The organism is Pararhizobium sp. LjRoot238 (genome assembly GCF_964252955.1).
GTDB lineage: Bacteria > Pseudomonadota > Alphaproteobacteria > Rhizobiales > Rhizobiaceae > Pararhizobium.
The window spans coordinates 3,841,951-3,854,389 of sequence record NZ_CAXUPP020000001.1 but is presented as its reverse complement, the minus strand read 5'-3'; the positions used below and the strand labels follow the sequence as shown (position 1 = coordinate 3,854,389).

The 12,439-nt window shown below is 59.4% G+C and carries 8 protein-coding genes; all 8 read left to right on the top strand.

The genetic code is table 11. From position 1 onward, the window contains the following. Positions 1-100 precede the first annotated feature (100 nt). The 8 genes from secE (at position 101) to rpoC (ending at position 12,349) form a co-directional block, all read left to right on the top strand. Positions 101-301 carry a preprotein translocase subunit SecE gene (secE, locus tag ACSQ3F_RS18885; RefSeq protein ID WP_436101622.1) on the top strand — a complete coding sequence of 67 codons (201 nt, stop codon included), beginning with the start codon at positions 101-103 and terminating at the stop codon, positions 299-301. A 16-nt stretch (positions 302-317) separates the two neighbouring features. Beyond that, on the top strand, positions 318-848 hold the full coding sequence (nusG, locus tag ACSQ3F_RS18880) for a transcription termination/antitermination protein NusG (protein WP_018325892.1): 531 nt from the start codon (positions 318-320) through the stop codon (positions 846-848). 268 nt (positions 849-1,116) lie between these two features. Continuing rightward, positions 1,117-1,548 (top strand): 50S ribosomal protein L11, encoded by a 432-nt coding sequence (gene rplK, locus ACSQ3F_RS18875; RefSeq protein ID WP_436101621.1) that lies wholly within the window; start codon positions 1,117-1,119, stop codon positions 1,546-1,548. 4 nt (positions 1,549-1,552) lie between these two features. After that, on the top strand, positions 1,553-2,251 hold the full coding sequence (gene rplA / locus ACSQ3F_RS18870) for a 50S ribosomal protein L1 (protein ID WP_436101620.1): 699 nt from the start codon (positions 1,553-1,555) through the stop codon (positions 2,249-2,251). A gap of 334 nt (positions 2,252-2,585) precedes the next feature. Further along, entirely contained in the window at positions 2,586-3,107 is a 522-nt protein-coding gene (rplJ, locus tag ACSQ3F_RS18865; protein ID WP_436101619.1) for a 50S ribosomal protein L10, read from the top strand. Between the two features lie 58 nt (positions 3,108-3,165). Then, positions 3,166-3,543, top strand: a complete 378-nt coding sequence (gene rplL / locus ACSQ3F_RS18860; protein ID WP_436101618.1) for a 50S ribosomal protein L7/L12 — start codon at positions 3,166-3,168, stop codon at positions 3,541-3,543. A gap of 265 nt (positions 3,544-3,808) precedes the next feature. Next, positions 3,809-7,948 (top strand): DNA-directed RNA polymerase subunit beta, encoded by a 4,140-nt coding sequence (rpoB, locus tag ACSQ3F_RS18855; RefSeq protein WP_436101617.1) that lies wholly within the window; start codon positions 3,809-3,811, stop codon positions 7,946-7,948. Positions 7,949-8,140: 192 nt separating this feature from the next. Further along, positions 8,141-12,349 (top strand): DNA-directed RNA polymerase subunit beta', encoded by a 4,209-nt coding sequence (rpoC, locus tag ACSQ3F_RS18850; protein ID WP_436101616.1) that lies wholly within the window; start codon positions 8,141-8,143, stop codon positions 12,347-12,349. Positions 12,350-12,439 lie beyond the last annotated feature (90 nt).

Below are 12,439 nucleotides of genomic sequence, written 5' to 3'. Positions count from 1 at the left end.
CTTGTGATTTATAGAATCGGTCTTTATGTAGGGTTCAAACAGACACGCGGCGCGTGGGGCTGATCGTCAGCTTTACGGGCCGTTAAGGCGTGAGCATTCAATGGCATCCAAAACAAATCCATTTACGTTTCTGCAGCAGGTGCGCTCCGAGACGTCGAAAGTGACATGGCCTTCTCGGCGCGAGACGACGATCTCGACGCTGATGGTGTTCGTCATGGTCCTCTTTGCGGCACTCTTCTTTTTTGCTGCGGACCAACTGATGGGCTGGCTGATCGGCCTCGTCCTGAATGCTGGTATCTGAACGGGTGGGGATGAATATGGCAGCGCGTTGGTACATCGTTCACGCCTACTCGAATTTCGAGAAGAAGGTTGCTGAATCCATTGAGGAGAAGGCCAAGCAGAAGGGTCTCAGCCATCTGTTTGAAAAGATTCTCGTCCCGACCGAAAAGGTCGTTGAAGTTCGTCGTGGCCGCAAGGTCGATGCCGAGCGCAAGTTCTTTCCTGGCTACGTGCTCGTGCGTGCCAATCTGACGGATGAGGCTTATCACCTTATCAAGAATACGCCGAAGGTGACCGGCTTCCTCGGATCCGACAACAAGCCGGTTCCGATTCCGGATTTCGAGGCCGAGCGCATTCTCGGTCAGGTTCAGGACGGTGTCGATCGTCCGAAGCCTTCGATCTCGTTCGAGATCGGTGAGCAGGTTCGCGTCTCCGACGGTCCGTTTGCCTCGTTCAACGGCATCGTACAGGACGTGGACGAAGAGCGTTCGCGCCTTAAGGTCGAAGTCTCGATCTTTGGCCGCGCGACGCCGGTAGACCTTGAATACGCTCAGGTCGAGAAAGTCTGATTTCTGATTGCCGCAGCGCTGGGGTATCCGGCTGCGCGGCATTCTTTTGTTTTCCGGGTATTCGTATCCGGCAAAAGCGGGGTGACCCGCAATGCGCGTGGAAGGAAACCGGTCTTAGCCGGACCGGCGCTCCGCACCACGCAACCGCAGCCGCCACTCCCTTTGACGAGGGATGGCATGAAGGGCCGGGAAACCGGCCGGAACGTTTTCTGCTCCAGCCCGTCATCTGACGGGCGGTGAGGCAGGGAAAACCAAAAGGCAGAGAGAAATGGCTAAGAAAGTTGCAGGCCAGCTCAAGCTTCAGGTCAAGGCAGGATCGGCTAACCCGTCCCCGCCAATCGGCCCGGCGCTTGGTCAGCGTGGCGTAAACATCATGGAATTCTGCAAGGCGTTCAATGCCGCCACGCAGGAAATGGAAAAGGGCATGCCGATCCCGGTCGTCATTACCTACTACCAGGACAAGTCCTTCACCTTCATCATGAAGCAGCCGCCGGTCAGCTACTTCCTGAAGAAGGAAGCAAAGATCCAGTCCGGCTCGAAGACGCCGGGCAAGGGTGCGACCGCAGGCAAGCTCACCAAGGCTCAGATCGAGACGATCGCCAAAGCCAAGATGAAGGACCTGAACGCAGCCGATATCGAAGGCGCAATGACCATGATCGAGGGCTCCGCCCGCGCCATGGGTCTGGAAGTGGTGGGCTAAGATCATGGCAAAGCTTGCAAAGCGCGTACAGAAGATCCGCGAAGGCATCGACCCGACAAAGCTCGTGGCCCTGCCGGAAGCAATTTCCCTGGTGAAGGCCCGTGCCATCGCCAAGTTCGACGAAACCATCGAAGTTGCGATGAACCTCGGTGTTGATCCGCGTCATGCCGACCAGATGGTCCGTGGCGTCGTCAACCTGCCGAACGGCACCGGTCGTGACGTTCGCGTCGCCGTTTTCGCCCGTGGTGTCAAGGCTGACGAAGCCAAGGCTGCTGGCGCCGACATCGTTGGCGCCGAAGACCTGGTCGAAATCGTTCAGGGCGGCAAGATCGACTTCGATCGCTGCATCGCCACCCCGGACATGATGCCGCTCGTCGGCCGTCTCGGTAAGGTTCTCGGCCCCCGCGGCATGATGCCGAACCCGAAGGTCGGAACGGTTACGATGGACGTCGCCGGTGCTGTCAAGGCATCGAAGGGCGGCGCCGTCGAGTTCCGCGTCGAAAAGGCCGGTATCGTTCATGCCGGTATCGGCAAGGCTTCCTTCACCGCTTCCGCCATTGAAGAAAACATCCGCGCGTTTGCGGATGCGGTCATCAAGGCAAAGCCGGCGGGCGCTAAGGGCAACTACGTCAAGCGCGTGGCGATTTCCTCGACCATGGGCCCGGGCGTCAAGGTTGATCCTTCGTCGGTCACAGCCGCTTAATAATTTATCCGGACTTCGGTCCGGTCCAAGATTTCCGGCCCTTCGGGGCCGGGAATTCCGGGATCAAACCCGGAACTCCTGTCCGAGATTGCAGGTGGTTATCCCTTAATCACTTCAGCCTGCATGAGACGGGTGAGTCCCGAATTTCATTTGACGCGCTTTAAGCGTGGGAATTCGGTTCGAACCTCGGCTTGCCTTGTGCCGGACCCGCTTAAAACGGGAACGCGCAGGGGACAGGATCCTCGAGCGTCGCTTGGGATCAATTCTGATCCCATGTGGCAAAGGCAAACCCGATGGGGCTGCATTTCGTAGTCCCGTCAACTGGAGATAGGCAGTGGAAAGAGCGGAAAAACGCGAATTCGTCACGGAGCTGAACGAGTCCTTCAAGGGCGCCGGTTCGGTTGTCGTGGCCCACTATGCTGGTGTCACAGTCGCACAGATGAACGACTTCCGTTCGAAGATGCGCGCTGCTGGCGGCACCGTCAAAGTCGCGAAGAACCGCCTGGCCAAGATCGCCCTTCAGGGTACGGAAGCCGAAGGGATGTCCAATCTCTTCAAGGGACAGACGCTGGTTGCATTCAGCGCCGACCCGATCACGGCTCCAAAGGTCGTCATGGATTTCGCCAAGACCAACGACAAGATCGTTGTTTTGGGCGGCTCCATGGGAGCAACGTCGCTCAATGCGGATGCAGTCAAGTCGCTTGCGACCCTGCCTTCGCTGGACGAACTGCGTGCAAAGCTGCTGGGCATGATCCAGACACCGGCTACCCGCATCGCAGGCGTTGTTGCAGCACCGGCAAGCCAGCTTGCCCGCGTGTTCGCGGCCTACGCCAAGAAGGATGAAGAAGCCGCATAAGGCGGTTTTTCGTTGTTTATATCTAACCAAGTTCGAACCGAACAAAAGGAACTAAAAAATGGCTGATCTCTCTAAGATCGTAGACGACCTGTCCTCGCTGACCGTTCTGGAAGCTGCAGAACTGTCGAAGCTTCTTGAAGAAAAGTGGGGCGTTTCCGCTGCTGCTCCGGTGGCCGTTGCTGCTGCCGGCGGCGCCGGCGCTGCTGCCGTCGTTGAAGAAGAAAAGACTGAATTCGACGTCATCCTCGCTGAGGCCGGCGCAAACAAGATCAACGTCATCAAGGAAGTTCGCGCTATCACGGGTCTCGGCCTGAAGGAAGCCAAGGACCTCGTTGAAGCCGCTCCGAAGGCTGTCAAGGAAGCCGTTTCCAAGGCTGAAGCCGCTGATCTCAAGAAGAAGCTCGAAGACGCTGGCGCCAAGGTCGACGTCAAGTAATCGTGCCTATTTCTAAGGGGAGGTGGTCCGAAAGGACCGCCTCTCTTTGACCGCTTTCTGAACATATTACCCAAAAGCCAATTGAAAACGGCTTTTGGGTAATGGGTTCTTCAAAAGGATGGTCTCGATCCAAGGATAGCACAGCAATCCGCGCTGAGCGTTTTTGGAGGTTGGACGAGATTGGACAACCCATTGATTGACGGGATCGACTGGCCATCGGTTCCCGTCCGTTGCAGGCCCGGATGCAAAATTTGAAGGAGCGACGATGGCTCAGACCCTTTCATTCAATGGTCGTAGGCGCGTACGCAAGTTTTTTGGTAAAATTCCCGAAGTCGCAGAAATGCCGAACCTCATCGAGGTTCAGAAGGCATCCTACGACCAGTTCCTCATGGTCGACGAGCCGCAGGGCGGCCGTCCGGACGAGGGGCTTCAGTCCGTTTTCAAGTCCGTTTTCCCGATCACGGATTTCTCCGGCGCATCGATGCTGGAATTCGTATCTTACGAATTCGAACAGCCGAAGTTCGACGTCGAGGAATGCCGTCAGCGCGATCTAACCTACGCTGCACCCCTCAAGGTGACGCTGCGCCTTATCGTGTTCGATATTGACGAGGATACGGGCGCCAAGTCCATCAAGGACATCAAGGAACAGAACGTCTACATGGGCGACATGCCGCTCATGACCAACAACGGTACGTTCATCGTCAACGGCACCGAGCGCGTCATCGTTTCGCAGATGCACCGTTCGCCGGGCGTGTTCTTCGACCACGACAAGGGCAAGAGCCACTCGTCGGGCAAGCTGTTGTTTGCTGCCCGCGTCATCCCCTATCGCGGCTCCTGGCTCGACATCGAATTCGACGCCAAGGACGTTGTCCACGCGCGTATCGACCGCCGCCGCAAGATCCCTGTCACGTCGCTCCTGATGGCGCTCGGCATGGACGGCGAGGAAATCCTCGACACCTTCTATACCAAGTCGCTGTACCAGCGCGACGGCAAGGGCTGGCGGATTCCGTTCCAGCCGGATACGCTCAAGGGCCAGAAGGCTCTGTCCGACCTGATCGATGCCGATACCGGCGAAGTCGTGGTCGAATCCGGCAAGAAGCTGACGCCGCGCCTGCTGAAGACGTTGACGGAAAAGGGCCTGAAGGCGATCAAGGCTGCCGACGACGATCTCTACGGCAACTTCCTTGCCGAAGATCTGGTCAACCCATCGACCGGGGAAATCTTCCTCGAAGCCGGCGATGAAATCGACGAAAAGACGCTGGGTATCATCCTGACGGCTGGCTTCGATGAAATCCCGATCCTCGACATCGACCACATCAATGTCGGTGCGTACATTCGCAACACGCTTTCGGTCGACAAGAACGAGAACCGTCAGGACGCTCTGTTCGATATCTACCGCGTCATGCGTCCGGGCGAACCGCCGACCATGGATTCGGCTGAAGCAATGTTCAACACGCTGTTCTTCGATGCGGAGCGTTACGACCTCTCCGCCGTTGGCCGCGTCAAGATGAACATGCGCCTTGACCTCGATGCGGCCGACACCGTCCGCATCCTGCGCAAGGAAGACATCCTGGCTGTTGTCCGGATGCTGGTAGACCTGCGCGACGGCAAGGGCGAGATCGACGATATCGACAACCTCGGCAACCGCCGTGTGCGTTCGGTCGGCGAACTGATGGAAAATCAGTATCGTCTCGGCCTGCTTCGCATGGAGCGTGCGATCAAGGAACGCATGTCGTCGATCGAAATCGACACCGTCATGCCGCAGGACCTGATCAACGCGAAGCCGGCTGCTGCTGCAGTCCGCGAGTTCTTCGGTTCCTCGCAGCTCTCGCAGTTCATGGACCAGGTCAACCCGCTGTCGGAAATCACCCACAAGCGCCGTCTTTCGGCTCTTGGCCCGGGCGGTCTGACGCGCGAACGTGCAGGCTTCGAAGTCCGCGACGTTCATCCGACCCATTATGGCCGTATCTGCCCGATCGAAACGCCGGAAGGCCCGAACATCGGTCTGATCAACTCGCTCGCAACCTTCGCTCGCGTCAACAAGTACGGCTTTATCGAAAGCCCGTACCGCAAGATCGTCGATGGCAAGGTGACGCGTGAGGTCGTCTATCTGTCGGCGATGGAAGAAGCGAAGTATCACGTCGCGCAGGCAAATTCCGAGCTCAACACGGACGGTTCGTTCGTGGAAGAATTCGTCGTCTGCCGTCACGCCGGCGACGTTATGCTGGCACCGCGCGACCAGATCAACCTGATGGACGTTTCGCCGAAACAGCTCGTGTCTGTTGCGGCAGCGCTCATCCCGTTCCTGGAAAACGACGACGCCAACCGTGCTCTCATGGGTTCGAACATGCAGCGTCAGGCCGTGCCTCTGCTGCGTGCCGAAGCGCCGTTCGTCGGTACCGGCATGGAACCGGTCGTTGCGCGTGACTCCGGTGCTGCCATCGCTGCTCGCCGCGGCGGCGTGGTCGACCAGGTTGACGCGACCCGTATCGTTATCCGTGCGACCGAAGACCTCGAGGCCGGCAAGTCCGGTGTCGATATCTACCGCCTGCAGAAGTTCCAGCGTTCGAACCAGAACACCTGCGTCAACCAGCGTCCGCTGGTCACCGTCGGCGACGTTCTGAACAAGGGCGACATCATCGCTGACGGTCCGTCGACCGATCTCGGCGATCTGGCGCTCGGCCGCAACGCGCTCGTCGCGTTCATGCCCTGGAACGGCTACAACTACGAAGACTCGATCCTGCTTTCCGAGCGTATCGTTCGCGATGACGTGTTCACCTCCATCCACATCGAAGAATTCGAAGTGATGGCGCGCGACACCAAGCTCGGTCCGGAAGAAATCACCCGCGACATTCCGAACGTTTCGGAAGAAGCGCTGAAGAACCTCGATGAAGCTGGTATCGTCTACATCGGTGCGGAAGTTCAGCCGGGCGACATCCTCGTAGGCAAGATCACGCCGAAGGGCGAAAGCCCGATGACGCCGGAAGAAAAGCTTCTGCGCGCCATCTTCGGTGAAAAGGCGTCCGACGTTCGCGACACCTCCATGCGCATGCCTCCGGGCACCTTCGGCACCATCGTCGAAGTCCGCGTCTTCAACCGCCATGGCGTGGAGAAGGACGAACGTGCGATGGCGATCGAGCGCGAAGAAATCGAGCGGCTGGCGAAGGACCGCGACGACGAGCAGGCGATCCTCGATCGCAACGTCTACTCGCGTCTTCTCGACATGCTGCGCGGCCACGTCGCGGTTGCCGGTCCGAAGGGCTTCAAGAAGGGCACCGAGCTTTCGAACGCCGTCATCTCCGAATATCCCCGCTCGCAGTGGTGGATGTTCGCTGTTGAGGACGAAAAGGCTCAGGGCGAAGTCGAGGCCCTGCGCGGCCAGTACGACGAATCCAAGTCGCTTCTCGAGCACCGCTTCATGGACAAGGTCGAAAAGGTCCAGCGCGGCGATGAAATGCCTCCGGGCGTCATGAAGATGGTCAAGGTCTTCGTCGCTGTGAAGCGCAAGATCCAGCCGGGCGACAAGATGGCCGGCCGTCACGGCAACAAGGGTGTCGTGTCGCGCATCGTGCCGATCGAAGACATGCCGTTCCTCGAAGACGGTACGCATGTCGACGTCGTTCTGAACCCGCTCGGCGTGCCTTCGCGCATGAACGTCGGCCAGATCCTCGAAACCCACCTGGGCTGGGCTTGCGCCGGCATGGGCAAGAAGATCGGTGCGATGCTCGATGCCTACAAGGCGGGCTCTGACATTCAGCCGCTGCGCGATACCATCGACAGCGTCATCGGGTCCGGTCCGAAGGGCGAGCCGATCAAGCAGTACGACGATGAATCGATCGTCCGCCTGGCCGAGCAGACCCGCCGCGGCGTGTCGATCGCAACGCCGGTTTTCGACGGCGCGGTGGAAGCCGACGTCAACGAGATGCTGGAGCAGGCAGGCCTGAAGGTCACCGGTCAGTCGACGCTGTATGACGGCCGTACCGGCGATCAGTTCGACCGCCAGGTGACTGTCGGCTACATCTACATGCTGAAGCTGAACCACCTTGTCGACGACAAGATCCACGCCCGTTCGATCGGTCCTTACTCGCTCGTGACCCAGCAGCCGCTGGGCGGCAAGGCGCAGTTCGGCGGTCAGCGCTTCGGGGAAATGGAAGTCTGGGCTCTGGAAGCCTACGGCGCCGCCTACACCCTGCAGGAAATGCTGACGGTGAAGTCGGACGACGTGGCCGGCCGTACCAAGGTCTACGAAGCGATCGTCCGTGGCGACGATACGTTCGAAGCCGGTATTCCGGAGAGCTTCAACGTTCTCGTCAAGGAAATGCGGTCGCTGGGTCTTTCGGTCGAGCTGGAAAACTCGAAGCTTGAGGAGCTGCAGCCGACGCAGCTGCCGGACGCAGCCGAGTAAGACATCATCAAGGTGCGTGCCGCTTAAGCGGCACACACCGTTTCCGCCCGGTCCCGTGTTCAAGCGGACAGGGCAGGAAATGCGGCCGCATGAAATGCGGTTTTATCCATTTTCAGGCTGCGGTCCGGCGCCCGGGATTTGCCGGAACCGTCCAGCCAAGAAGAGGGCGATACGCCCACGAAGGAGATAGGCATGAACCAAGAGGTCATGAATCTTTTCAATCCGCAGGTGCCTGCACAGACTTTCGATTCCATCCGGATCTCGATTGCCTCGCCGGAGAAGATTCTCTCCTGGTCTTACGGTGAGATCAAGAAGCCGGAGACGATCAACTACCGCACGTTCAAACCGGAACGCGACGGTCTGTTCTGCGCGCGCATCTTTGGACCGATCAAGGACTATGAGTGCCTGTGCGGCAAGTACAAGCGCATGAAGTACAAGGGCATCATCTGCGAAAAGTGCGGCGTCGAAGTCACGCTGTCGCGCGTTCGCCGTGAGCGCATGGGCCATATCGAGCTCGCAGCTCCCGTTGCCCACATCTGGTTCCTGAAGTCGCTGCCGAGCCGTATCGCTACGCTGCTCGACATGACGCTGAAGGATATCGAGCGCGTCCTCTATTTCGAAAACTACATCGTCACCGAGCCGGGCCTGACTTCGCTGAAGGAAAATCAGCTCCTCTCGGAAGAAGAATATATGATCGCCGTCGACGAGTTCGGCGAAGATCAGTTCACGGCGATGATCGGTGCTGAAGCCATCTACGAGATGCTCGCTTCGATGAATCTCGAGAAGATCGCCGGCGACCTGCGTGCGGAGATGGCTGAAACCACGTCCGAGCTGAAGCAGAAGAAGCTGATGAAGCGCCTGAAGATCGTCGAGAACTTCATGGAATCCGGCAACCGTCCGGAATGGATGATCATGAAGGTCGTTCCGGTCATCCCGCCGGACCTGCGTCCGCTCGTACCGCTCGATGGCGGCCGTTTCGCGACGTCCGACCTCAACGATCTCTATCGCCGCGTCATCAACCGTAACAACCGTCTGAAGCGGCTGATCGAGCTTCGTGCGCCGGGCATCATCATCCGCAACGAAAAGCGCATGCTGCAGGAATCCGTCGATGCGCTGTTCGACAACGGCCGCCGCGGCCGCGTCATCACCGGCGCCAACAAGCGCCCGCTGAAGTCGCTGTCCGATATGCTCAAGGGCAAGCAGGGCCGCTTCCGCCAGAACCTGCTCGGCAAGCGCGTCGACTATTCCGGCCGCTCGGTTATCGTGACCGGCCCGGAACTGAAGCTGCACCAGTGCGGCCTGCCGAAGAAGATGGCGCTCGAACTGTTCAAGCCGTTCATCTACGCCCGCCTCGACGCCAAGGGTTACTCCTCGACCGTCAAGCAGGCGAAGAAGCTCGTTGAAAAGGAAAAGCCGGAAGTCTGGGATATCCTCGACGAGGTCATCCGCGAGCATCCGGTTCTCCTGAACCGCGCACCGACGCTGCACCGCCTGGGCATCCAGGCCTTCGAACCGATCCTGGTCGAAGGCAAGGCGATCCAGCTGCACCCGCTCGTCTGCACGGCCTTCAACGCCGACTTCGACGGCGACCAGATGGCCGTTCACGTGCCGCTGTCGCTTGAAGCCCAGCTTGAAGCCCGCGTGTTGATGATGTCGACCAACAACATCCTGCATCCGGCAAACGGCGCACCGATTATCGTTCCGTCGCAGGACATGGTTCTCGGTCTCTACTATCTGTCGATCATGAACCAGAACGAGCCGGGCGAAGGCATGGCCTTCTCCGATCTCGGCGAACTGCATCATGCTCTCGAGACGAAGGCCGTGACGCTGCACTCCAAGATCCGCGGCCGCTTTAAGACCGTGGATGCTGAAGGCAAGCCTGTTTCGAAGATTTTCGAAACGACGCCGGGCCGTATGCTTATCGGCGAACTTCTGCCGAAGAACGTCAACGTGCCGTTCGACGTCTGCAACCAGGAACTGACCAAGAAGAACATCTCCAAGATGATCGACACGGTCTACCGTCACTGCGGCCAGAAGGACACGGTCATCTTCTGCGATCGCATCATGCAGCTCGGCTTCGCCCATGCCTGCCGCGCCGGCATTTCGTTCGGCAAGGACGACATGGTCATTCCGGATACCAAGGCCAAGATCGTCGGCGACACCGAAAGCCTGGTGAAGGAATACGAGCAGCAGTACAATGACGGTCTGATCACCCAGGGCGAAAAGTACAACAAGGTTGTCGACGCCTGGGGCAAGGCGACCGAAAAGGTCGCCGACGAGATGATGGCACGCATCAAGGCGGTGGAATTCGACGACAACGGCCGCCAGAAGCCGATGAACTCGATCTACATGATGTCCCACTCCGGCGCCCGCGGTTCTCCGAACCAGATGCGTCAGCTGGGCGGCATGCGCGGCCTGATGGCCAAGCCTTCGGGCGAAATCATCGAGACGCCGATCATCTCGAACTTCAAGGAAGGCCTCACCGTTAACGAGTACTTCAACTCGACCCACGGCGCCCGTAAGGGTCTTGCAGACACCGCCTTGAAGACCGCGAACTCCGGTTACCTGACCCGCCGTCTCGTCGACGTCGCGCAGGATTGCATCGTCAACTCGGTGGATTGCGGTACCGAATCCGGCCTCACCATGACCGCCATCGTTGACGCCGGTCAGGTCGTGGCTTCGCTCGGCGCCCGCGTTCTCGGTCGTACCGCCCTCGACAACATCGATCATCCGGTCACCGGTGAGCGTATCGTCGATGCCGGCAAGATGATCCTCGAAGCCGATGTCGTCGAAATCGAGAAGGCCGGCATCCAGTCGATCCGCATCCGCTCGGCGCTGACCTGCGAAATCCAGACCGGCGTCTGCGGCGTCTGCTACGGCCGCGATCTGGCGCGTGGTACGCCTGTCAACATGGGTGAAGCTGTCGGCGTCATCGCCGCGCAGTCGATCGGCGAGCCGGGCACCCAGCTGACCATGCGCACGTTCCACCTTGGTGGTACGGCGACCGTGGTCGACCAGTCGTTCCTCGAAGCGTCGTATGAGGGCACGGTTCAGATCAAGAACCGCAACATGCTGCGCAACTCGGAAAACGTTCTGGTCGCGATGGGCCGCAACATGGCGATCCAGATCCTTGACGAACGCGGTGTCGAACGCTCCTCGCAGCGCGTTGCCTACGGTTCGAAGATCTATGTCGATGATGCCGACAAGGTGAAGCGCGGCCAGCGTCTCGCAGAGTGGGACCCTTACACGCGTCCGATGATGACGGAAGTCGAAGGTACGGTTCATTTCGAAGATATCGTCGACGGTATCTCCGTTCTGGAAGCAACCGACGAAGCGACCGGCATCACCAAGCGCCAGGTTATCGACTGGCGTTCGACGCCGCGCGGTATCGACCTGAAGCCGGCGATCGTCATCAAGGACAAGAATGGCGCTGTTGCCAAGCTTGCCCGCGGCGGCGAAGCCCGCTTCATGCTCTCGGTCGACGCCATCCTGTCGGTCGAGCCGGGCACGAAGGTCAGCCAGGGTGACGTGCTCGCACGTTCGCCGCTGGAAAGCGCCAAGACGAAGGACATCACCGGCGGTCTGCCGCGCGTTGCCGAACTCTTCGAAGCGCGCCGTCCGAAGGATCACGCGATCATCGCCGAAATCGATGGCACGATCCGCTTCGGCCGCGACTACAAGAACAAGCGGCGCGTGCTGATCGAGCCTGCGGAAGACGGTGTGGAGCCGGTCGAATACCTGATCCCGAAGGGCAAGCCCTTCCATCTTCAGGATGGCGACTATATCGAAAAGGGTGACTACATCCTCGACGGTAACCCGGCACCGCACGACATCCTGGCGATCAAGGGCGTGGAAGCACTCGCTTCCTACCTGGTCAACGAAATCCAGGAAGTCTACCGTCTGCAGGGCGTTGTGATCAACGACAAGCACATCGAGGTGATCGTTCGCCAGATGCTGCAGAAGGTGGAAGTCACCGACGCCGGTGACTCGACCTATATCGTTGGCGACAGCGTCGACCGCATCGAGCTGGAAGATGTCAACGATCAGCTGATCGAACAGGGCAAGAAGCCGGCCTACGGCGATCCGGTCCTGCTCGGCATCACCAAGGCATCGCTGCAGACGCCGTCCTTCATCTCGGCCGCTTCCTTCCAGGAAACGACGAAGGTGCTGACGGAAGCCGCGATTGCCGGCAAGACCGACGGACTGCAGGGTCTGAAGGAAAACGTCATCGTCGGTCGTCTGATCCCGGCTGGTACCGGTGGCACCATGACCCAGATCCGCCGTATTGCGACGGCTCGCGACGAGATGATCCTCGAAGAGCGCCGCAAGGGAACGGGAGCAGAGGCCGCAACGCCGATGCTCGCCGACATGGCTGCCAAGGAAGACGCCGCGGCCGAATAAGGCTGAAGGCGAGGGCGGTTCTGCCGCCCTTTCCGACCCAAATCAAAAAGCCGCCCGGAGCGATCCGGGCGGCTTTTTCGTTTCAGATTA

What these genes read in the sequence shown, in the direction of transcription:
- secE (WP_436101622.1), top strand. Translation starts at nt 101, where the DNA reads ATGGCATCCAAAACAAATCCATTTACGTTTCTGCAGCAGGTGCGCTCC.
- nusG (WP_018325892.1), top strand. Translation starts at nt 318, where the DNA reads ATGGCAGCGCGTTGGTACATCGTTCACGCCTACTCGAATTTCGAGAAG.
- rplK (WP_436101621.1), top strand. Translation starts at nt 1,117, where the DNA reads ATGGCTAAGAAAGTTGCAGGCCAGCTCAAGCTTCAGGTCAAGGCAGGA.
- rplA (WP_436101620.1), top strand. Translation starts at nt 1,553, where the DNA reads ATGGCAAAGCTTGCAAAGCGCGTACAGAAGATCCGCGAAGGCATCGAC.
- rplL (WP_436101618.1), top strand. Translation starts at nt 3,166, where the DNA reads ATGGCTGATCTCTCTAAGATCGTAGACGACCTGTCCTCGCTGACCGTT.
- rpoB (WP_436101617.1), top strand. Translation starts at nt 3,809, where the DNA reads ATGGCTCAGACCCTTTCATTCAATGGTCGTAGGCGCGTACGCAAGTTT.
- rpoC (WP_436101616.1), top strand. Translation starts at nt 8,141, where the DNA reads ATGAACCAAGAGGTCATGAATCTTTTCAATCCGCAGGTGCCTGCACAG.